The 21,928-nt window shown below is 63.7% G+C and carries 20 protein-coding genes; 12 read left to right on the forward strand and 8 right to left on the reverse strand.

Annotated elements, in window-relative coordinates; genetic code table 11:
• Window positions 1–2: 2 nt before the first annotated feature.
• From uvrA to PPA02S_RS01230, 5 genes are all read right to left on the reverse strand, one after another.
• Window positions 3–2,516 (reverse strand): excinuclease ABC subunit UvrA, encoded by a 2,514-nt coding sequence (uvrA, locus tag PPA02S_RS01215; protein WP_028634100.1) that lies wholly within the window; start codon window positions 2,514–2,516, stop codon window positions 3–5.
• A gap of 179 nt (window positions 2,517–2,695) precedes the next feature.
• Window positions 2,696–2,914: a YgdI/YgdR family lipoprotein gene (locus PPA02S_RS01220; protein WP_028634099.1), complete on the reverse strand. Its 219-nt coding sequence runs from the start codon at window positions 2,912–2,914 to the stop codon at window positions 2,696–2,698.
• A gap of 48 nt (window positions 2,915–2,962) precedes the next feature.
• Complete coding sequence (locus PPA02S_RS01225) at window positions 2,963–4,450, reverse strand: DASS family sodium-coupled anion symporter (RefSeq protein WP_028634098.1); 1,488 nt, start codon at window positions 4,448–4,450, stop codon at window positions 2,963–2,965.
• A gap of 56 nt (window positions 4,451–4,506) precedes the next feature.
• On the reverse strand, window positions 4,507–4,635 hold the full coding sequence (locus PPA02S_RS23410; RefSeq protein ID WP_272867580.1) for a hypothetical protein: 129 nt from the start codon (window positions 4,633–4,635) through the stop codon (window positions 4,507–4,509).
• Window positions 4,636–4,673: 38 nt separating this feature from the next.
• Window positions 4,674–5,339 carry an HAD family hydrolase gene (locus PPA02S_RS01230; protein ID WP_028634097.1) on the reverse strand — a complete coding sequence of 222 codons (666 nt, stop codon included), beginning with the start codon at window positions 5,337–5,339 and terminating at the stop codon, window positions 4,674–4,676.
• Window positions 5,340–5,439: 100 nt separating this feature from the next.
• Here PPA02S_RS01230 and lexA point away from each other — a divergent pair, with 100 nt between their 5' ends.
• Genes lexA through PPA02S_RS01250 form a run of 4 tightly spaced genes read left to right on the forward strand, consistent with a single transcriptional unit; the run spans window position 5,440 to window position 11,170 of the window.
• Window positions 5,440–6,048, forward strand: coding sequence for a transcriptional repressor LexA (gene lexA, locus PPA02S_RS01235; RefSeq protein WP_080667877.1), 609 nt, complete (start codon window positions 5,440–5,442; stop codon window positions 6,046–6,048).
• The gene (imuA, locus tag PPA02S_RS01240) at window positions 6,048–6,668 is read left to right on the forward strand and encodes a translesion DNA synthesis-associated protein ImuA (RefSeq protein ID WP_028634095.1); all 621 of its coding nucleotides are present in this window, start codon (window positions 6,048–6,050) and stop codon (window positions 6,666–6,668) included. Before lexA ends, imuA begins: the two co-directional genes overlap by 1 nt.
• 6 nt (window positions 6,669–6,674) lie before the next feature.
• Complete coding sequence (locus tag PPA02S_RS01245) at window positions 6,675–8,093, forward strand: Y-family DNA polymerase (RefSeq protein ID WP_028634094.1); 1,419 nt, start codon at window positions 6,675–6,677, stop codon at window positions 8,091–8,093.
• On the forward strand, window positions 8,090–11,170 hold the full coding sequence (locus tag PPA02S_RS01250) for an error-prone DNA polymerase (protein ID WP_028634093.1): 3,081 nt from the start codon (window positions 8,090–8,092) through the stop codon (window positions 11,168–11,170). Before PPA02S_RS01245 ends, PPA02S_RS01250 begins: the two co-directional genes overlap by 4 nt.
• A gap of 31 nt (window positions 11,171–11,201) precedes the next feature.
• Here PPA02S_RS01250 and PPA02S_RS01255 read toward each other — a convergent pair whose 3' ends face one another.
• Window positions 11,202–12,023, reverse strand: coding sequence for an aldo/keto reductase (locus PPA02S_RS01255; protein ID WP_028634092.1), 822 nt, complete (start codon window positions 12,021–12,023; stop codon window positions 11,202–11,204).
• Window positions 12,011–12,916 (reverse strand): LysR family transcriptional regulator, encoded by a 906-nt coding sequence (locus PPA02S_RS01260; protein WP_028634091.1) that lies wholly within the window; start codon window positions 12,914–12,916, stop codon window positions 12,011–12,013. The genes PPA02S_RS01255 and PPA02S_RS01260 overlap by 13 nt, the downstream gene beginning before the upstream one ends.
• 142 nt (window positions 12,917–13,058) lie before the next feature.
• Here PPA02S_RS01260 and PPA02S_RS01265 point away from each other — a divergent pair, with 142 nt between their 5' ends.
• The 8 genes from PPA02S_RS01265 to PPA02S_RS01295 all read left to right on the forward strand — a co-directional run bounded on the left by PPA02S_RS01265 (window position 13,059) and on the right by PPA02S_RS01295 (window position 20,770).
• Window positions 13,059–13,757: a CoA transferase subunit A gene (locus tag PPA02S_RS01265; protein ID WP_028634090.1), complete on the forward strand. Its 699-nt coding sequence runs from the start codon at window positions 13,059–13,061 to the stop codon at window positions 13,755–13,757.
• Window positions 13,758–13,792: 35 nt separating this feature from the next.
• Window positions 13,793–14,449, forward strand: coding sequence for a CoA transferase subunit B (locus tag PPA02S_RS01270; RefSeq protein WP_028634089.1), 657 nt, complete (start codon window positions 13,793–13,795; stop codon window positions 14,447–14,449).
• 113 nt (window positions 14,450–14,562) lie between these two features.
• On the forward strand, window positions 14,563–16,020 hold the full coding sequence (locus tag PPA02S_RS01275) for a short-chain fatty acid transporter (protein WP_161629590.1): 1,458 nt from the start codon (window positions 14,563–14,565) through the stop codon (window positions 16,018–16,020).
• A 226-nt stretch (window positions 16,021–16,246) separates the two neighbouring features.
• Window positions 16,247–16,423: an EPS-associated small membrane protein EppA gene (eppA, locus tag PPA02S_RS23155; protein ID WP_169338815.1), complete on the forward strand. Its 177-nt coding sequence runs from the start codon at window positions 16,247–16,249 to the stop codon at window positions 16,421–16,423.
• 249 nt (window positions 16,424–16,672) lie between these two features.
• Window positions 16,673–17,230, forward strand: coding sequence for a polysaccharide biosynthesis/export family protein (locus tag PPA02S_RS01280; protein WP_028634086.1), 558 nt, complete (start codon window positions 16,673–16,675; stop codon window positions 17,228–17,230).
• Between the two features lie 25 nt (window positions 17,231–17,255).
• Window positions 17,256–18,371: a hypothetical protein gene (locus PPA02S_RS01285; protein ID WP_028634085.1), complete on the forward strand. Its 1,116-nt coding sequence runs from the start codon at window positions 17,256–17,258 to the stop codon at window positions 18,369–18,371.
• A 19-nt stretch (window positions 18,372–18,390) separates the two neighbouring features.
• Window positions 18,391–19,953 carry a GumC family protein gene (locus PPA02S_RS01290; RefSeq protein WP_028634084.1) on the forward strand — a complete coding sequence of 521 codons (1,563 nt, stop codon included), beginning with the start codon at window positions 18,391–18,393 and terminating at the stop codon, window positions 19,951–19,953.
• A 10-nt stretch (window positions 19,954–19,963) separates the two neighbouring features.
• Window positions 19,964–20,770: a CpsD/CapB family tyrosine-protein kinase gene (locus PPA02S_RS01295; RefSeq protein WP_028634083.1), complete on the forward strand. Its 807-nt coding sequence runs from the start codon at window positions 19,964–19,966 to the stop codon at window positions 20,768–20,770.
• A gap of 127 nt (window positions 20,771–20,897) precedes the next feature.
• On the opposite strand, the gene galE is transcribed toward PPA02S_RS01295, so the two are convergent.
• Window positions 20,898–21,881: a UDP-glucose 4-epimerase GalE gene (gene galE, locus PPA02S_RS01300; RefSeq protein WP_028634082.1), complete on the reverse strand. Its 984-nt coding sequence runs from the start codon at window positions 21,879–21,881 to the stop codon at window positions 20,898–20,900.
• Window positions 21,882–21,928 lie beyond the last annotated feature (47 nt).

Below are 21,928 nucleotides of genomic sequence, written 5' to 3' on the forward strand. Positions count from 1 at the left end.
TGTTACAGCGCCTTGGCCAGAAATGCGGCGGTGCGGCTGCCGTCGCAGCGGGCTACGTGCTGCGGCGTGCCGCACGCTACCACCTTGCCCCCGGCGTCTCCGGCACCCGGCCCAATATCGATCACCCAATCGCTTTGCGCTACCATGCGCATGTCATGCTCGACCACCACCACGCTGTGCCCGCTGTCCACCAGCCGGTTCAACTGCACCAGTAGGCGGTCGATGTCTTGCGGGTGCAGGCCGTTGGTGGGCTCATCCAGCACGTACAAGGTCGCGCCGCGTGCCGTGCGCTGCAGCTCGGTGGCCAGCTTGATCCGTTGGGCCTCTCCGCCAGACAGCTCGGTCGCTGGCTGGCCCAGGCGCAGATACCCCAGGCCGATATCCTGCAATACCTGCAAGCAGCGCCGCACGGGGGGCTGCTCGGCAAACGCCTGCAGGGCCTGGTCTACCGTCAGTTGCAACACCTGGGCGATGTTCATGCCCTGCCAAGTCACTGACAGGGTTTCGGGGTTGTAGCGGGCCCCATGGCAGGTGGGGCATGGCGCGTACACGCTGGGCATGAACAGCAGCTCGACGCTGACGAACCCTTCACCCTCGCATGTGGGGCAACGGCCCTTGGCCACATTGAAAGAGAACCGCCCGGCGTCGAACCCCTGCGCCTTGGCCTGTTCAGTAGCGGCGAACAGCTTGCGCACATTGTCGAACAAACCGGTGTACGTGGCGAGGTTGGAGCGGGGTGTGCGGCCGATAGGTTTCTGGTCCACCTGCACCAGGCGCTTGATGCTGCCGAGGCCTGCACTCACATGGCCGCTGCTGGCCTGTTCCGGTTCATCTTCCAGGCTCTGTTCCGCGGGGTCGCCGGCAGGTTCACCCTGGCCCAGGTGTGCGCTCACCAGCTCCAGCAACGCCTGGCTCACCAGGCTTGATTTGCCCGAGCCCGAAATACCTGTCACCGAGGTAAAACAGCCCAGCGGGAAGGCTGCACTCAGGTCGGCGAGGTTGTTGCGGGTCACTCCTTCGAGGGTCAGCCAGTCCTTGGCCTGGCGGCGCTCAGGGCTGGCCTTGGTCTGCTCGCCGAACAGGTAGGCCGCCGTGCACGACGCCTTCACCTGTGCCAGCCCTTGTGGCGGGCCGCTGTACAGGATATTGCCGCCGTTCTCCCCGGCAGCAGGGCCCACGTCCACCAGCCAGTCAGCGCGGCGCATGGTATCCAGGTCGTGCTCTACCACATACACGGAGTTGCCTGCCTGCTTGAGCCGCACCAAGGCATCGAACAAGGCTTCGCTGTCGGCCGGGTGCAACCCCGCAGAGGGCTCGTCCAGCACGTAGACCACGCCGAACAGCTGTGAGTTGAGCTGGGTGGCCAGGCGCAGGCGTTGCAGCTCGCCAGACGACAACGTGGGGGTGCTGCGCTCCAGTGCCAGATAGCCCAACCCCAGGTCGAGCAGGGTTTCGATGCGGTCCAGCACTTCGTGCGCGATCCGTTGCGCGGCCAGGCGCTTCTCTACGGTCAGTTCACCGTGTTGTGTCAGGTAGTCGGACGCAGCCACCTTGCGCAACAGGTGCGCCAGTGCCTGCAGCGGAAGTTGCGACAGCTCGGCGATGTCCAGCCCTGCGAACGTCACACCCAGTGCCTCGCGCTTGAGACGCTTGCCGCCACAGGCAGGGCAGGGGCTTGGACGCATGAACCGGGCGACGCGTTTACGCATCTGCGCGCTCTGAGAATGCATGAACGTATGCAGCACATAGCGCCGGGCGCCCATGAACGTGCCCTGGTAGCTCGGTTCCTGCTTGCGTTCCAGTGCCGCGCGGGTCTGTGCAGGTGTCAGGCCGGCATACACCGGCGCGGTGGGCGTTTCTTCGGTGAACAGTATCCAGTCCCGTTGCGCCTGTGGCAGGTCGCGCCAGGGCACATCCACGTCATAACCCAGGGTCACCAGGATGTCGCGCAGGTTCTGCCCCTGCCACGCCATGGGCCAGGCGGCCACGGCCCGTTCGCGGATGGTCAGCGACGGGTCCGGCACCAGGGTGGCTTCGTTGACCTCGTACACCCGCCCGAGGCCGTGGCATTCAGGGCAGGCGCCCTGGGGTGTGTTGGCAGAAAAATCCTCGGCATACAGCATCGGCTGCCCCGCCGGGTACTGCCCGGCGCGCGAATAGAGCATGCGGAGGGAACTGGACAGCGTGGTCACGCTGCCGACCGAAGACCGTGCGCTGGGCGTGCCGCGCTGCTGTTGCAGGGCAACTGCTGGCGGCAGGCCGTCGATGGCATCCACGTCCGGCACACCCACCTGGTCGATCAGGCGGCGGGCGTAGGGCGCCACGGACTCGAAATAACGGCGCTGGGCTTCGGCGTACAACGTGGAAAATGCCAGCGACGACTTGCCCGAGCCAGATACGCCCGTGAACACCACTAGGGCGTCACGTGGGATGTCTACATCAATGTTCTTGAGGTTGTGCTCGCGGGCGCCGCGCACCTGGATGAAACCGCTAGGGGGGAGGGGGCGTGGTGTCATCGGGGCAGTCTTTGGCGGTAAGGTGAATTTACGTTACCAGTAAAGTCGATGGAGTACAGCATCCACCCTGCGCAGATTAAGCGCGTACCCAGCCCCTCGCCTTCGTGGGTGTTGATTCATACGACAACGCCCACGAAGGCGAGGGGCTTCGCGGGCGCCGTTGTTAAAGCATGCAGGGGTTATTTCAGGTTGCGAATCGTCAACACCGAATCCCGGTTGATTTTCTGAGGCTTACCGTCCAGCAATTTGAACTCAAAGAAGCCGCTCTGCTTGTCGTACTTCGGCGTATCCAGTGTTTGCAGCTCGCGACCGTCTTTGAGGATCATCGAGGAAGGTGTTGCGCATCCGGCCAGAAGGCACAGGCCCACGGTGACGAAGATGCGTTTGAGCGAATTCATGACAAGGCTCCAGGTGTGAAATGTGACCCGTTAGGGGATCGTTGAACTTCAGATCCAACCCAGCCAGCTCCAGTACGTGCTGGCAAACACCAGCAACAGCACATAGCCAACCAGGGTGACGAGTATACCGACACGGGCGAATTGCTTGGGGTTAAAGGTGTCGGTGCCCAGGCAGACCATGTTCTGCGGGGCGTTGATCGGCAGGATGAAACCAAAGCTGACGGCAAAGCCGAGCAGCATGGTCATGCCGACCCGGCTGAATTCGCTGGGTAGTGTAAGCAGCACGGCCATGAGGATCGGCAGCAGCGCCGAGGTGAGTGCGGTGGCGCTGGCAAAGCCCAGGTGAATGACGATCAGGAAGGCGCTGAGTATCGCGAACACGCCCAGTGGTGAAATGCTGTCGAGCCCAGTGTGGCTGACCACTTGTGCGCCCAGCCACTGGCCGGCCTGCGTGGTCAGCAGTGCTGTGCCCAGGCTGATACCCACACCGAACACGATCACCGTGCCCCACGGAATGCGCGACTGTACGTCTTTCCAGGTCATCACGCCGAAACGGGGCAACAGCAGGATGACCAGCCCGGCATAGGTGGTGGTCGTGGTGTCCAGCGCATGCAACCTGCCTTCAGTGGCCCAGGCCAGCAACAGCAACAGCGAAACCATGCCCAGGCGCTTCTGCGCGGCGGTCATGGGGCCGAGCTCGGCCAGGCTCTGTTTCACGGCGTCCAGGCCGCCTGGCACGCTGTCGCTCTCGGGCGGCAGCATTTTCAGCACCACCACGATCAGCACCACCGACATGATCACTGCCCAGGGTGCGCCGGCAACCAGCCAGTCAATCCACGACACGCGCTGGCCGAGCATCTTGTCCATGAAGCCTACGGTCAGCAGGTTCTGCGCCGCGGCGGTCTGAATGCCGACGTTCCAGATGCTGGTGCCCTGGGCAACGATGATCATCAGGCCGGCGGCGATGTGCGAGCGTTTGGCTACGCCAAAGGCTGCGATGACGCCCATCATGATGGGCACTACGCAGGCGCTGCGGGCCGTTGCGCTGGGTACCACCAGGCTCAACAGCACGATCACCAGCATGGCGCCGAACAGAATGCGCCGGGTGCTGGCGCCGACCTTGGTCAGGGTGACCAAGGCGATGCGTTTGTCCAGGCCTGTATGGGTCATGGCCGCCGCGATGAACAGCGCGCCGACCACCAGCGCCAAAGCCGGGTTGGAAAAACCGCTCAGGGCCATCGACACGCCGGCCGATGAACCATAGATGACGGTGGGGTCCTGCAGCGTCGGCGCCATGCCAATCAAGACCGCCATCAGTGAGGTGATCATGATGGCACTGGCTTCGTAGGAAACCGCCTCGGTCACCCACACCGTCACCGCGAATGCCAGTATTGCCAGCATCCGCTGCCCGGCGACCGGTAACGCTTCGGGCAGTGGCAGGAACAGCACGATCACCATGGCCAGCACCGCGACGATCAGTCCAGGCGGAAAACGTAGCGGCTGTGGCGCGGTGGTGGGTGAGGCACGTTCACTCATGGGATTCTCGCAGTACAGTTAAGAGATTCGAGCGCGCGTGGCTGCGCAGCTCGCACTCACTGACGGTAGGCCGCGCCCCAGTGACGCACTGCTTCAATGGCAACGTCTTCAGCACTGCCGCCAGCCAACGCCAGAATACGCTCGCTGGCACGCTCGCTCTTGATGTCGATCAGCTGGTTCGGCAACTTGCGTAGGCCCTGGGGCGTGGCAGACGGCGCATCCGTCAGCCCGCCTCACCGCGTTTGGCCAACAACGCCCACAAAGCTGGCGCTTCAAAATCGTCAATCACCAACCCCGCACCCGCAGCCATCAACCGTTCCGGCGTCTGCGTGGTCGCAACCCCCACCGTGAAAATACCTGCTGCATGCGCCGCCGCCACCCCGGGCAGGGAGTCTTCGAAGGCCAGGGCCTGACCCGCTTCGGCGTTCAGGTACTGCAAGCCGGTGAGGTAGGGCAGGGGGTCGGGTTTGGGGCGGGCCAGTTCGTCTGCCACCACCACGTGCTCGAACCGCTCGGCCAGGCCCATGGCCCCCAGCATGTGCTGCGCATTCAGGCGGGGTGCGTTGGTGACCACGCAGATGCCCATGCCTGACGTGTTGGCGTAATCCAGCAGGCGGAGCAAGCCGGGCAGCGGGTGCAACGCCGGCGAAAGGCTGCGGAACAGGGCCTCCTTGCGGTCAGCCAGCGCTTTGCATTGCTCAGGGCTGGCACCGGCAAACAATTCGGCGAACAACTGGCCGTTGGCGCGGCCACTGACCTGGGCATCGAACTGGGCCTGGGTGAGTTCGCGGCCATCGTGCTCGTTCAGCAACTGGCGAAAAGCCTGCAAGTGCAGGGTGTCGGTGTCGGTCAGGGTTCCGTCGAGGTCGAACAGCAGGGCGGTGAGCATGGGCAATCCAGTGGTGAACGCATGAGCTTCAGGATCATAACCAAACCTGACGACGAAGGGGGCTGTTCAGTGTGCTACGAAAAGAGTACAAATGTGCTCCATGGACAATCTTACCCCCAAACGCCGCGCTATTTTCGAATTCATTCGGGCGCGCATCACCGAACAAGGCCAGCCGCCGAGCTTGGCGGATATTGCCGTGCACTTCGGTTTTGCCTCGCGCAGTGTCGCGCGCAAGCACATAACCGCCCTGTGCCAGGCCGGTTACATCGACGTCACCCCCAACCAGGCCCGGGGCATCCGCCTGGCGCAGCCGGTACGCCGCCCGGAAATCCTCGAGCTGCCGGTATTGGGCCAGGTGGCTGCCGGTGCGCCCATCGGCCCGGACCTTGGCATCCACGAGCAGTTGCTGCTGGACCCGAGCCTGTTCCGGCGCACGCCCGACTACCTGCTCAAGGTGCGGGGCGACTCGATGATCGGCGACGGGATTTTTGACGGCGACCTGGTTGGCATTCGCCAGCAGGGCGACGCCCGCGACGGGCAGATCGTGGTCGCCCGGCTGGACGGCGAGGTCACTATCAAGCGCCTGCAGCGCCTGGGTGAGGGCTATCGCCTGCTGCCCCGCAACCCCGCCTATGCGCCAATCGACGTGCAGCCTGGCCAGGAGTTCTTCATCGAAGGCATCTTCTGCGGCCTGCTGAGGCGCGACTGATGGGCGCTGTCGTCGATCTGGACCGGCTGCTCGACCAGCGTCGGGTATGGCGTGGGCGCCAGGCACAGGTACAACCCAAGGCATTGCAGCCAACCGGGCATGCCCGGCTGGACGAACGTCTACCGGAAGGCGGCTGGCCGGCTGCGGCCCTTACCGAGCTGCTGTTGGCCAGCCCCGGCTGTGGTGAGTTGCAGTTGATGTGGCCCGCCATGGCACGGCTCACCGCCGAAGGTGGGCGTGTGGTGTTGGTGGCACCGCCGTTCATCCCGTTTGCGCCGGCCTGGCAGGCGGCCGGCATTGATTTGCGTTGGCTGGTACAGGTAGATGCCGAGCAGGCAGACACCCTGTGGGCGGCCGAACAATGCCTGCGCTCAGGCAGCTGCGCGGCGGTGGTGTGCTGGCCCGAGCGGGCTGATGATCGGGCCCTGCGGCGCCTGCAGGTGGCGGCCGAAACTGGCCAGGCACTGGCGTTTGCCTGCCGGCCGCACCAGGCGCAGCTGAATGCATCGCCCGCTGCCTTGCGCATCGCCATCGACACACGGCCAGCGCAATGGCGGGTGATCAAAAGCCGTGGGGGCATGCCGCCTGCCGTGCCCATCGCCTGCCCCGGGCAGGGGTGATGCCGCATGCTTTGGGCCTGCATCGTGTTCCCGCAATTGGCGCTGGACAGCATCCTGCGCGAGCGCGACGACCCTGACACGCCGTTGGTGCTGCTGGGCGGCCCCGCCCAAAGGCGGGTACTGCAAGCGGTAAACCCGGCAGCGGCTGCACTGGGCCTGCGGGCGGGGCAAACCCTGACGGCGGCACGGGCCTTGGCTGAGGCCTTCACCTGCCTCGAGGTGGATGCCAAACGCATTGATGCCCTGCAGCAGTTGCTGGCTGCCTGGGCCTATCGGTTCAGCGCCCAGGTCAGCCTGCATTACCCCCGGGCACTGCTGCTGGAGGTGGGGTCGAGCCTTAAGCTGTTCGGCCCCTGGCCCGCGTTTCAGGCACGCTTGCGCGAGGAACTGGCCGAGCTGGGCCTGCGCCAGCGCATCGTGCTGGCCAGCAACCCGGTCGCCGCACGCATACTGGCCAATGCTCATGATGGCCTGGCGGTCAGCGACGCAGACGCCACGCGCATGGCGCTGTTGAGCATGCCGGTGCAACGGCTCGGGCTGCCAGCCGACGCCGCCGAAGCGTTCGCCCGCATGGGCCTGAAGCAGCTGGGCCAGGTGTTGGCGCTGCCCCGTAGTACCCTGGCCAGGCGGTTTCCTGCCCAGGTGCAACTGCACCTTGACCAGTTACTGGGCCTGCGCAGCCTGGGGCTGGACTTTTATCAGCCCCCAGACCGCTTCGAAACCCGGCTGGAGCTGAATTTCGACGTGGCGTCACACCAGGCGCTGCTGTTCCCCCTGCGGCGCATGCTCAATGACCTGGCCGCCTTCCTGGCGGGGCGTGACTGCGGTGTGCAACGTTTTCGCGTGTACCTGGAGCATGCCCAGGGCGCCGATACCCAGCTCGACGTCGGCCTGCTAGCCGCCGAGCGTGACGCCGGCATGCTCCTGGAGCTGGCCCGTGGTCGCCTGGAGCCACTGCGCCTGCCGGCCCCGGTGCGTAACCTGCGCCTGGTGGCAGATGACCTACCCCCATTTGTGCCCCAGCACCAGGCCTTGTTCGACCCCCGTGCCCAGCAGCTACAACCTTGGGAGCAACTGCGCGAGCGCCTGCGTGCACGCCTTGGCGATGAAGCCGTCAAAGGGCTGCTTGCCGCCGCCGATCACCGGCCCGAGCATGCCTGGCAGGCGGTCGAGCAGGGGGCCCTGGGCAACATGCCGGTCGCACCGGGCAGTCGCCCGGGCTGGCTGCTGGCCACGCCCACGTTGCTCGATGGCCTGGCGTATCAGGTGCAGGGGCAGGCCGAGCGCATAGAGTCCGGCTGGTGGGATGGGGGTGACGTGCGCCGCGACTATTACCGCATAGAAACCCGTGAAGGCTTGCGCGGCTGGGCCTACCGTGACCTCAGTCAGGGTGGCCCGTTGTGGCTGCAAGGCTGGTTTGCATGAGCATGACGGGGTATGCCGAACTGCACTGCCTGAGCAACTTCAGCTTCCAGCGTGGGGCTTCCAGTGCTGATGAGCTGTTCAGGCGAGCACGTGAGCTAGGTTACGAGGCGCTGGCCATCACCGATGAGTGCACGCTGGCGGGCATCGTGCGTGCCTGGCAGGCGGCCAAACAGCATCAGTTGCGGCTGATCGTGGGGAGTGAAGTGCAGGTGCACGACGGCCCCAAGCTGGTGTTGCTGGTGCAGGACCTGGCCGGCTACCAGAACCTGTGTGCCCTCATTACACACGCGCGGCGGCGAGCCGCCAAAGGCCAGTACCAGCTGTTGCGTGATGACCTGCAGGCGCACGCCTACGGCCTGCTTGCCTTGTGGGTGCCTGATGGAACCAGCGACGCAGCCACCGGGCAGTGGCTCCAGGGTTTGTTTGATCAGCGCCTGTGGCTGGCCGTGCACATGCACCGCGACCACGACGATGCCCAGCGGCTGCAGCGCCTGCTAGGCCTGGCGCGCACGCTGGGCATCGCTGCGGTTGCCTGCGGTGATGTGCACATGCACATACGCGGTCGGCGCGCGTTGCAGGACTGCATGACGGCCATTCGGCAGCACTGCACGGTTGCCGAAGCGGGGCGGTTCCTGTTCGCCAACGGCGAACGGCATTTGCGTGCTCAAGAGCAGCTCGCTGAACTCTATCCGGCCGATCTGCTCGCTCATACCGTGGCTATTGCGCAATGTTGCCACTTTGACTTGAGCGAACTGCACTACACCTACCCCCAGGAACTGGTGCCAGGCGGCCATACGCCGGCGAGCTGGTTGCGTCACCTGTGCGAGCAGGGCTTGCCGTTGCGCTGGCCCACGGGGCCGACCGCCAAGGTGCGGGCCGTGCTGGAGCGGGAGCTGGGCCTGATCGAAGAACTGGGCTACGAAAGCTACTTTCTTACGGTGCACGACATCGTAGCCTTTGCCCGCAGCCAGCACATCCTCTGCCAGGGCCGGGGTTCGGCGGCCAACTCGGTGGTGTGTTTCGTACTGGGCATCACCGAGCTGGACCCGATGGAACACCGCCTGCTGTTCGAGCGGTTCCTGTCCCGCGAGCGCAACGAGCCGCCCGACATCGATGTGGATTTCGAGCACGACCGCCGCGAGGAAGTGATCCAGTATGTGTTCCGTCGCTACGGCCGGCACCGCGCGGCGTTGACGGCGGTGGTCAATACCTATCATGCAGCCGGTGCCGTGCGGGATGTGGCGCGGGTGCTGGGGTTGCCCGCCGACCAGGTGGATGCCCTGGCCAAGTGTTGCGGGCGCTGGACCGACCGCATCCCGGACCCGCAACGCCTGGCGGAGGCGGGTTTCGATGCCGCCAGCCCGTCGCTGCGCCGGGTACTGGTACTGGCCGGCGAGCTGATCGGCTTCCCTCGCCACCTGTCGCAGCACCCCGGCGGCTTCGTGATCTCCCAACAGCCACTGCACCAGCTGGTGCCCGTGGAGAACGCAGCCATGGCCGAGCGCACGGTGATCCAGTGGGACAAGGACGACCTGGACATGGTCGGCCTGCTCAAGGTCGACGTGCTGGCCCTGGGCATGCTCAGTGCCCTGCGCCGGTGCTTCGACCTGCTGTACCAGCACAGGGGCCGCACGCTTACCCTGGCCACCATCCCCCCGGAAGACCCAGCCACCTACGCCATGATCAGCCGGGCGGAAACCATGGGTGTGTTCCAGATCGAGTCGCGTGCGCAAATGGCGATGCTGCCGCGGCTGAGGCCACAGACGTTCTACGATCTGGTCATCGAAGTGGCCATCGTGCGCCCCGGCCCGATCCAGGGCGACATGGTGCACCCCTACCTGCGCCGCAGGCTGCAACAGGAGCCTGTCACCTACCCATCGCCCAAGTTGAAGGAAGTGTTCGAACGAACCCTGGGTGTGCCGTTGTTCCAGGAGCAGGTGATGGAGCTGGCCATGGTTGCCGCCGACTACAGCCCCGGCGAAGCAGACCAGTTACGCCGCAGCATGGCCGCCTGGAAGCGCCATGGGGGGCTGGAACCGCACCGTGAGCGCCTGCTACAGGGCATGTTGCGCAACGGTTACGAGGTGGCCTTTGCCGAACGCATCTTCGAGCAGATCAAGGGCTTTGGCAGCTACGGCTTCCCCGAGTCCCACGCCGCCAGTTTCGCCCTGCTGTGTTACGCCAGCAGTTGGCTGAAGTGCCACGAGCCCGCCATTTTCACCTGTGCCCTGGTGAACAGCTGGCCCATGGGCTTCTACAGCCCCGACCAGTTGCTGCAGGAGGCTCGTCGCCAGGGGATCGACGTGCGCCCGGTGGATGTGTGCCACAGCCACTGGGATTGCAGCCTTGAGCCTTGCCCGCAGGGCGTGTTGGCCATCCGCATGGGGTTGCGCCTGGTCCGTGGCCTGGCCGAGGGCGATGCGTTGAGGCTGGAGCAGGCGAGGGCACAGCAACCTTGGCGAGATGTAGAAGACCTGTGCCTGCGCGCTGCACTGGGCAGCCGCGCCCGTGCGCACCTGGCTGACGCCGGTGCCTTGCGCTCGCTGGCGCGCCACCGGCACCAGGCCCGTTGGGAAGTGGCCGCCGTGCAGGCGCAGCTACCCCTGTTCGCGAACGTGCAAGCAGTACCGGAAGCGCGGGTTGAGCTGCCCGCGCCAACGGTGGGCGAAGACCTGGTGGCAGACTACCAGGCCCTCGGCACCACCCTGGGCCCGCACCCGCTGACGCTGCTGCGTTCACGGCTGCGCGCACTGGGCTGCCGCAGCTCCGGTGAGCTGGCGGGTGTGGAGCACGGTGATGCCATTGCCATGGCGGGGCTGGTGGTGGGCCGGCAGCGCCCGCAAACGGCCAGCGGCGTCACATTCGTCACACTGGAAGATGAACACGGCATGGTCAATGTGGTGGTATGGCGCGACCTGGCCGAACGGCAGCGGCGGGCCCTGGTGGGCTCGCAGCTGCTCAAGGTCAGCGGGCGGCTGGAGCAGGAAAATGGCGTGCGGCACCTGGTCGCCCGGCGGCTGGAGGATGTCAGCCAGTTGCTGCAGGGCTTGGATGTGCGCAGCCGCGACTTCCACTGACCGCCACTGCAGGCCGCCCGCCAACGCGGGTTTACACCATCGCCAGGCGCTGTTTGCGTACCGGGCCCGGGAAGGCCTGGTCAATCGCTTGTAGATCCTCTTGGGTCAGGGCCAGTTGCCCGGCACCGGCATTGAGCCTTACGTGCTCTGGCGCAACCGCCTTGGGGATGGCCACAACCGTGTCTTGCCGCGTTACCCAGGCCAGGCACACCTGTGCGGGTGTGGCGCCGTGCCGTTCAGCGACCTGGCGCAGTACCGGGTGCTGCAACAATTGCCCGGCCTGGGCCAAGGGGCAGTAGGCCATGATCGGCATGGCCTGCTGTGTGCACCATGGCAGCAGGTCGAACTCGATGCCGCGCTGCGCCGGGTTGTACAGCACCTGATCAGTAGCGCAGCCAGTGCCGTGCAGTTCCTGAAGGTCGTTCACATCGAAGTTGGACACGCCCCAACGGCGGATCTTGCCTTGCTCGCGCAGGCGCTCGAAGGCTTCGACCGTTTCTTCCAACGGGTGCTGGCCAGCCCAGTGCAGCAGGTACAGGTCGATGCATTCAGTGCCCAGCCGCGCCAGGCTGCGCTCGCACGCTGCCGCCATGCCGCGCCTGCTGGCGTTGTGCGGGTACACCTTGCTGACCAGAAACACTTGGTCGCGTCGGCCGACCAGCGCCTGCCCGACCACCTGCTCGGCCCCGCCCTCGGCATACATTTCAGCGGTATCGATCAGGGTCATGCCCAAGTCGATGCCCTGCTGCAAGGCCCGCACTTCTGCAGTTTTCTGCGCCGGGTCTTCCCCCATGTACCAAGTGCCTTGGCCAATGCAGGGCACCTGTTGGCCTGCGAGTGTCACGTTACGCATGTCACCTCCGGTATTCGGGTAGTGGAAAGCAGCACCTCGAGCAGCGCTTGCGCTGCGGTAGACAATTTGTGTTCGCTCAGGGCGATCACGCCGATACGTCGCTCGACCGTGGGCTGTACCAATGGCACACAACAGGCGCCCAGCTCCTGCATCTGGTTGATGCACAGCGCCGGCACCGCACTCACACCCAGGCCGCTGGCCACCATCCGCCCTACGGTAGACAGTTGGTGGCTTTCGAACGCCACCGCCAACCGGCCATGCTGCGCCGCCACGTTCTGCTCCATCAGCAGCCGTACCGCCGACGGGCGTTGCAGGGCGACGAAATCTTCCGCCATCAGTTGCGCCCAACTGACCTCGGCCAAACGGGCCAACGGCGATTCGGCGGGCACCACCGCCACGAAGCGGTCCATGTACAGCGGGTGGAAATGCAGCCCATCGATATTGTCGGGTTCGAAGCCAATGCCCAGTTCGACGCGGCGATGGCGCACCAGTTCCTGTACCTGCTCGTTGATCACGTCGTGCACGGTCACGTTCACTTTCGGGTAACGCTGGCGGAATACCTTCAAGGAGTGGGGCAGCAGGTTACCGGCAAACGAGGGCATGGCCGCAACGGACACCCGGCCCAGTTGCAGGGTGAAACGCTGGCGGAGCATTTCTTCGGTGTCATCCCAGTCGGCCAGCAGGCGTCGGGCCAGCGGCAGCAGCACCTCGCCTTCGGCCGTAAGGCTGACGCTGCGCGTGGTGCGGGTGAGCAGGGCGCCCCCCAGGTTTTCTTCCAGGGCTTTGATGGTGAGGCTCAGCGCCGGTTGTGAAATGTGCAGGTGTTCCCCGGCCTGGGCGAAACTCTGGAACTTGGCCACGGTGACGAAGGCACGCAGCTGTTTGACATTCATGGGGCTCGCCTATGCTTTGATTTGCAAACGTTATCAATCGATGACGAAAACAAAATTAACAAATCAGTTGCTTGCGGTGAAGATGTGTACACACGCTCACCGACAGCCTCGTCGGTTCTACAACTACAAAAGGCGGATCAGCATGGCCGGACTGGACAAGCGCGTTGCAACTTACGAACAGGCCCTCGAAGGCCTGACCGATGACATGACGGTACTGGCCGGTGGGTTTGGCCTGTGCGGTATTCCCGAAAACCTTATCCAGGAAATCAAGCGCCGCGGCGTCAAGGGCCTGACCGTGGTTTCCAACAACTGCGGTGTGGATGGCTTTGGCCTGGGTGTTTTGCTCGAGGGCCATCAGATTCGCAAGATGATTGCCTCTTATGTGGGTGAAAACGCCGAGTTCGAACGCCAACTGCTCAGCGGCGAGCTGGAGGTGGAGCTGACCCCCCAGGGCACCCTTGCCGAGAAAATGCGCGCCGGCGGCGCTGGCATCCCTGCATTCTTCACCGCCACCGGGTACGGCACCCCGGTTGCCGAAGGTAAGGAGGTGCGCGAATTCAACGGTCGCAAGTACATCCTGGAAGCATCCATCACCGGTGACTTCGCCATCGTCAAGGGCTGGAAGGCCGATCACTACGGCAACGTGGTGTACCGCAACACCGCGCAAAACTTCAACCCGCTGGCGGCCACCGCTGGCAAGGTCACCGTGGTGGAAGTGGAAGAGATCGTCGAGCCTGGCGTGCTGCTGCCCAGCGAAATCCATACCCCAGGCATTTACGTGGACCGGGTCATTGTCGGCACCTTCGAAAAACGTATCGAAAAGCGCACCGTCAAGGCCTGAGTGCCACCTTCCAGAACAACAAAGAGATCCTGACCATGGCACTGACCCGCGAACAAATGGCGCAACGCGTCGCCCGTGAACTGAAAGATGGGTACTACGTAAACCTGGGCATCGGCATCCCCACCCTGGTAGCCAACTACGTACCGGCAGACATGGATGTGATGCTGCAGTCGGAGAACGGCCTGCTGGGCATGGGCGAATTCCCCACCGAGAGCACGCTCGATGCCGACATGATCAACGCTGGCAAACAAACCGTCACCGCCCGGGTAGGGGCGTCGATCTTCGATTCGGCGCAGTCCTTCGCCATGATTCGCGGCGGCCATGTAGACCTGACGGTGCTGGGCGCCTTCGAGGTGGATGTGCACGGCAACATCGCCTCGTGGATGATCCCCGGCAAGCTGGTGAAAGGCATGGGCGGCGCCATGGACCTGGTGGCAGGTGCCGAGAACATCATCGTCACCATGACCCACGCCTCCAAAGATGGCGAGTCCAAGTTGCTGCCCCAGTGCAGCCTGCCCCTGACCGGTGCGGGCTGTATCCGCAAGGTGCTCACCGACCTTGCCTATCTTGAGATCGAAGACGGCGCTTTCATCCTGCGCGAGACAGCGCCAGGTGTGAGCATTGAGGAGATCGTGGCGAAAACCGCCGGCAAGTTGATCGTGGCCGATGATGTGAAGGAAATGACCTTCTAAGCCACACCCTGCAGCCCCGCAGCCGCAGGCCCACCCGCGCATTATCCGGTGTTTGCACCGGCGTATGCGCGGGCACGCCTGTTGCTGCGGGGTTTGGTTGTTGTTAGCTGAAAATGCTGAACCCGGATAAAACCAATAAAAGGAACGACACTGTGGCCGCTGAAATTCAAGACAGCCGCTCCGCCCGCTTTGCCTTGCGCTGTTCCAACTGGGCCGAACGCTGGTTCCCAGACTCCTGGGTATTCGCCGCGCTGGCGGTATTGCTGGTATGCATCGGTGCCCTGGCCATGGGGGCCAAGCCACTGGATACCGCCAAGGCGTTTGGTGACGGGTTCTGGAGCCTGATCCCCTTCACCATGCAGATGGCCTTCGTGGTGATAGGCGGGTATGTGGTCGCCAGCTCACCCCCTGCTGCCCGCCTGATCGACCGGTTGGCACGTATCCCGCGCAATGGCCGCACGGCGGTGTGCTGGGTCGCACTGATCTCTATGCTGGCGTCGCTGCTCAACTGGGGGCTGTCACTGGTGTTTGGGGGGCTGCTGGTGCGTGCCTTGGCCAGGCGCACCGACCTGAACATGGACTACCGAGCCGCAGGCGCCGCCGCCTACCTCGGCCTGGGTGCCGTGTGGGCGCTCGGCCTGTCATCTTCGGCGGCCCAACTGCAGGCCAACCCCGCCAGCCTGCCGCCGTCGATCCTGTCGATTACCGGGGTCATTCCGTTCACCGAAACCATCTTCCTGTGGCAGTCCGGTGTCATGTTGGCAGCGCTGGTGCTGGTATCGCTGGTGATCGCCTACGCCACCGCGCCCGGGCCCAACAGCGCCCGCAGCGCCGCCGACTGTGGTGTCGACCCCAGCTTCAGCGCACCGCCTGCCCCCCAGCGCACCCGGCCGGGTGAATGGCTGGAGCACAGCCCCTTGCTGATTCTGCTGCTGGTGGCGCTGGCCGCGGGCTGGCTGTACCAGGAGTTCGCCAGCAAACCGGCGATCACCGCCATTTCCGGGCTGAACACCTATAACCTGCTGTTCATCATGGTGGGCGCGCTGCTGCATTGGCGCCCGCGCAGTTTCCTGGATGCTGTTGCCCGGGCGGTACCCACCACCACGGGCGTACTGATCCAGTTTCCGCTGTACGGCTCGATCGCGGCGATACTCACGCAGGTGAAAGGCCTGGACGAGCAGACCTTGGCCCACCACATTTCGCTGTTCTTCACCCAGATCGCCACCCACGACACCTATGCGGTACTGATGGGCGTGTATTCGGCGGTGTTGGGCTTCTTTATCCCTTCCGGGGGCGGCAAGTGGATCATCGAGGCACCGTACGTGATGCTGGTGGCCAATGACCTGCAGTACCACCTGGGCTGGGCGGTACAGATCTACAACGCGGCCGAAGCGCTGCCCAACCTGATCAACCCGTTCTACATGCTGCCGCTGCTCGGGGTACTGGGGCTTAAGGCGCGTGACCTGATCGGTTTCTCCTTCGTGCAGTTGCTGGTGCATGTTCCGCTCGTGCTGTTTCTGCTCTGGGCGTTGGGGGCCACGTTGCAATACGTGCCCCCTGTGATGCCCTAGGTCTCCCCTAAACAAACGCCTGATGTCGAGGTGGCCCATGCCCATGGGCCGCCGAAAGGGGGTGTCGTTTTTTTGACTAATTCGCTCGACCTCCATTGATTTATATTATGGTGTCGGATCATTGACGTAATAGCACCCTGCCCATAAGCTCAGATCAACACCGCAGCAAATCCCGCATCATCGCGCCAATAACTCATTGAATAGCCTGTTAAAAAGGACGGGGCGTATGCGTACGACACTGATTATCAAATCCCTCTTCTTGTTGGTGCTGTTGAGCGGGGCGGCGAGGGCGGCCGATTCGTATATCAACCAGACCAGTATCATTCCTGTTTCAACGGCGGTCTGGTTCTTTGCATTTGCCGTGGTGGGCTTTGTGGCGGTGGCCAATAGAAGAAAGATTTGAACAGCTGTACCGGGCTGCATGTTCACGGTGGGCCTGCAGGGCACCTGGCTTGTGAATTTGCCAACCATTGCTATATTGCCAGTATCCCCGGTTAATACAGGGTTACTGGGCAAGTAACGCAGGGTGTTGCAAGGGCCTTCAGGACGAAGTTCAGGCCGTCGCGGGGTGTAGGCCCGCGAAGCGGAGCGAGAGTTGGTGTGTTGTTCTCTTCAGTGCTCTAAGTCGGGCCATCTGGCCGGAGGGACCCTCATGGTGCGTTCATTGATTGCCGTCGTAGGCTTGCTGGTAGCGTGGTCGGGGCAGGGCATGGCGGCGCAAAGCGCGCCAGCGTATCTGCTCAGCCCTGGCGATGTGGTGATGATCTCCGTGTGGCAGGAAGACAGCCTGCGCCAGGAAGCCACCGTGTTGCCGGACGGCAGCATTACCTTCCCCCTCGCCGGGCGCATCGATGTTGCCGGCCTGGATGTGACAGCGGTGGAAAAACAGGTCGCCACCAAACTCGAGAAATTCCTCCCAGACCCGAACGTGAGCGTGGTGGTAAAAAGCATCGCCGGCAACTTGGTGTATGTACAGGGCAAGGTGATCAAACCCGGCCCTGTGCAAATGGCCGGCCCCACGGCAGTGTTGCAGGCCCTGAGCATGTCGGGCGGGCTGGACAAGTTTGCCGATGAAAGCGAAATAAAGGTAGTGCGCGGCAGCGGTGCTTCCCAAAGGATCCTGCCCGTGCGATACAAGGACCTGGTGTCGGGTCGTGACATGTCGACCAACTTCCAACTTCAGGCTGGCGACACGCTGGTCGTTCCTTGATCCTGCCTTTAAATAAGTACATTCAATGCCTTTTCTAAAAACAACTCGCATTGCAACGGCACTCCTGGCGTTGCCGCTTACCGGCAGCGCGCTGGCAGCAACTTGGCAATCCACCGTAGTTGTCCCCACGTCGGTCGAATACGACAGCAACCCGTTATTGTTGCCCTCGGGCGAGAAAGGCGTGACCCGCACGCTCATCGCCCCCGACTACACGTTGATCGGCAACTTCGGCCGCGACGAATTGAGATTCGGCCTGGGCCTGCACGTGTTGCGCTCATCCAACACCAACGTGGTCGACAACCGCGAGGACCCGGACATCAGCCTGGGCTGGCAGCGCACTACCGAGCGCGGGCAGTTCGGGTTATTGGCCCGTTACAACGAAAGCTCCACCTTGTCGGGCACGGTGCTCGATACCGGTGTGGTGACCACCGACGGTACGCAAAAGCTCTACACGCTGAGCGGTAACTGGAGCCAGGCCGTCACCGAGCGCAGCACCCTCAGCAACGAAACCACCTTCAACCGTGCTCGCTACGACATCAGCAGCCTGACCGGCTACGACGAACTGGCGAACGTTTCGACCTGGACGTATGCCTGGAGCGAGCGGGCCGATGTGTATACCCGTTTTGGCGTGCGGCGCTACGAGCCTGAGCAGGACCTTACCGCCACCGCTTCCAACAGCTACAGCCCGGCGGTGGGTGTGAAGTACCGGATCTCCGAGAACTTCAGTGCCGATGCCCATCTGGGCGTGAACAAGGTGTCTGGCCCTCAGGGCGGCCGCCGCGGGGAGGGCGGTGTGTCGCTGCTGTACACCGGCGCGCGGACCGATGCCAGCCTGACGGTGGAGCGCAGTACTGTAGCCAGCGCCCAAGGAGGCTTTGCCCAGCTCGACCAGGTGCGAGGCGTGTGGAGTTATGCGCTTGATGAATTGACCCGCGTGGGCGCCGACGCCGCCTGGCAGGACAGCAAGGGGCAAATCCCCAACACCTTGCAGATGTACAGCGTGTGGGCCAGCAGGCAGTTCTCGCCCTATTGGGACCTGCGTCTATCGTTGATGTACAAGGAGCGGCAGCAGGACCTTCAGGGTGATGCCACCGCCACGATCGTTGGTTTGACGTTGACGTACAGGTACCCCGACATCTGAACCCATGGCAGGTGGCCCCATGAAGTCCGACTACGAGCTGTCTCTCAGAGATTACATCGCCATTATCAAGGAACGGGCCCTGGTGCTGGGGGTGAGTGCAGCGGTCATTCTGGCTGCCACCGTGGCGGTAGCGTTGATGGTGCCGCCGATCTACCAGTCGACCGGCACCATCCTGGTGGAATCGCAGCAGATTTCGCCTGAGCTGGTATCCACCAACACCACCACCTTTGCCGATGAGCGCATCGAGTTGATCCGCCAGCGGGTGATGACACGGGAAAACCTGCTGCGCATCATCGACAAGTACGGCCTGTTCGCCGACAAGCGCCTGAGTGAAGGCGACAAGATCGACCAACTGCGCAATGCCATCGTGGTGGAGCCCCTGACCACGTTCGTGAGGGGGCGCGGCGAGGCCACCGTGGCGTTCAACGTGTCCTTCGAACATCGCCAGCCCGAAGTCGCCAAGCAGGTCACCGACGAACTGGTGACGCTGTTCCTCAACGAAAACCTCAAGCAGCGCACAGAGCGGGCCAATGAAACCACCGAGTTTCTGACCCAGGAGGCAGACAAGTTAGGCGCTGAGCTCGCCAGCCTGGAAAACCAGCTGGCCGACTTCAAACAGGCCCATGCCAATGCCCTGCCCGAACACCAGACCCTGCGCATGAACATGTTGTCCCGCTCAGAGCTGGAGTTTCGTGAAGTGGACCGCGACTACAAGGCCGCGCAAGAAGAACTACGTTACCTGGAGCTGGAGCTGTCGGCCGCCAACGCCGGCCTTGCCACCAAAACCGGTGATGCCGCCCGGCCCGCCAGTGCCGACCAGCCCCAGGACCTTGCCAGCCTGAAAGCCGAATACGCGCGCCTGCTGACGCGTTACAAGGAGGCCCACCCAGACGTGGTGGCAGTGAAGCGCAAGATCCAGGCCCTCGAGGCCAGCGGCAACCCTACCGCCGTAGCCTCCACTGTGAGCCTTGATGCTGCACGGGTGCGCGCCAAGATGAGCGCTGCCCAGGAACGCATCGCGTCGCTGGCTGACCAGAAGCGCGAGCTGACCAAGAAGATGGAAGGCTACGAAGCCGAGATTCTGGAGGCTCCGCAGGTTGAACGTGGGCTGGTGACCTTGATGCGCGACCACGACAACGCCCGCAAAAAGTACGAGGAAATCCGCGCCAAGGAAATGGGCGCCAAGATCACCGAAAGCCTGGAGCAGGAAAACAAGGCCGAGCGCTTCGTGCTGCTGGAGCCGCCGCTGATGCCCGAGAAGCCGATCAAACCCAACCGCAAGAAAATCGCCGCACTGGGCCTGGTGCTGGCACCTGCCGGGGGTGGGGCGTTGGTGGTGCTGCTTGAATTGCTCAACCAGCGGGTGCGGGGCGTCGGCGCCCTGGAAAACCTGTTGGGCAAGCGTGTGCTGGTGGCCCTGCCATACATCGATACGCGGGCCGACGTTGCCCGGCGCAAGCGCTGGCGCAACGGGCTGATCCTGGCAGCCTTGGGTATGGCGGCTATCCTGTTGGTGCTGATACACCTGTTCTACATGCCACTGGATGTACTGCTGCTCAAATTCACGTCCAAATTTGCATAGGGAAGCAGTGATGGACAGGATCAAGCCCGCTGTTGGCAATGACGTGCACCCCGTCACCCCCGGGACACCCCAGGCAATCACACCCACACCGGGTACTGGCCTGGCCGAGGTGCCGGGGCAGTTCGATTACGTGAACACCCAGGTGGTCGCGTTGCGCGCAGACCATCTGGAGCGCCACCGTATCGTTGCCTACAACAAGAACTCGGTGATGAACGGCCCCATCGACCTGCTGCGCACCCAGGTGCTCAGGGCGATGGAAGAAAACGGCTGGCGCACGTTGGCCATCACCTCGCCCACGCCGGAAGCGGGCAAGACGGTGTTGGCGATCAACCTGGCCATGAGCATCGCCCATCACACCACCAGGACCGCCTTGCTGGTGGACTTCGACCTGCGTCGGCCCAAGGTGGGCAGCACGCTGGGGTTGCCCATGGAGCGTTCGCTCAACGAGTTTCTGAACGATCAGGCACCGCTGCAGGATTGCCTGGTCAACCCCACCTTGCCCCGGTTCGTGGTATTACCCACCCGCGTGCCGGTGCCGATGTCCACCGAAGTGCTGTGCTCGCCCAAGGTGAACCATTTGATCGGGGACCTGCGCAACCGGTATGAATCGCGCATTTGCATCTTCGACCTGCCGCCGTTGCTCAGTTCGGACGACGCCATCACCGTGATGCCGAAGTTCGACTGTGTGCTGCTGGTGGTGGCCAATGGCATGAACAACAAGAAGGAAATCGAAGATTGCCTGCATCACCTGGGGACGGTGAACTTGCTGGGGACGGTGCTGAACAAGGCCGACGAGAAGCCACGGACGTATTATTGATCCAAGTAGGAGCGAGCGCAGCTCGCGATGGGGCGCCCAGCGCCCCCTGCAACCTGTGACCCAACGCTGGTATCGCTGGAGCTGCGTTCCAGCCCTTCTACGTGCAACCCACCCTGTGGGAGCGGGTTCACCCGCGAATGGCCCCACGCGCCGGCCACGGGTATTGCAACTCCCACTGCCACGCATGCAGCACGATCTGCTCAAGCGCCGCATAGGCCGGCTGCCACCCCAGCACCTGCATGGCCTGGGTGGCATCGGCCACCAGCCTGGGTGGGTCGCCGGGCCGGCGGGGGGCGTCCAGGGTGGCGATGGGCCGGCCGGTGACCGTGCGCGCCGTGTCGATTACCTGTTGCACCGAGAACCCCAGGCCATTGCCCAGGTTGAATGCAGCCCGCTCACCGCCCGCCATCAGGTAATCCACGGCCAGTGCATGGGCCGCTGCCAGGTCGTTCACGTGCACGTAGTCACGGATGCAGGTGCCGTCGGGGGTGTCGTAGTCCCGGCCAAACACCGTCACGGCTTCACGCCGACCCGACGCTGCCTGCAGAATCAGCGGTATCAGGTGCGTCTCCGGCTCGTGCCGCTCACCGAGCAGGCCTCGCGGGTCTGCGCCCGCTGCGTTGAAATAGCGCAGGCACACAGACTTCAAGCCGTATGCGCGGTCGAAATCTTCCAGTATCTGCTCCACCATCCACTTGCTCAGCCCATACGGGTTGATCGGCGCCTTGGGGTGCGCTTCATTGATTGGCACCGCCTGCGGGTTGCCATATACAGCAGCGCTCGACGAAAACACCAGGTGCCTGACGCCGGCATTCACCATCGCCTGCAGCAGGGCCAGCGTCGCGGCCACGTTGTTCTGGTAGTACTTGCCGGGTGCACTGACAGATTCGCCCACCTGAATGAACGAAGCAAAGTGAAACACCGCATCGAACGGGTACATGCCGAACAGCAGGTCCAGCGCCGCCTCGTCGGCAATGTCCAGCCTGGCCCAGCAGATACCCGGGCCGGGTGATACCAGGTCGGCGACCACCACCTCATGGCCCGCCTCCAGCAGGTGGCTGACCATGTGCGAACCGATATAGCCCGAACCCCCGACCACCAGATACCTCATGCCCACCTCCGCGAAGCTGCCATTGACGCATGCAGTGAACTGCCCCA

Source organism: Pseudomonas parafulva NBRC 16636 = DSM 17004 (assembly GCF_000730645.1).
Lineage (GTDB): Bacteria > Pseudomonadota > Gammaproteobacteria > Pseudomonadales > Pseudomonadaceae > Aquipseudomonas > Aquipseudomonas parafulva.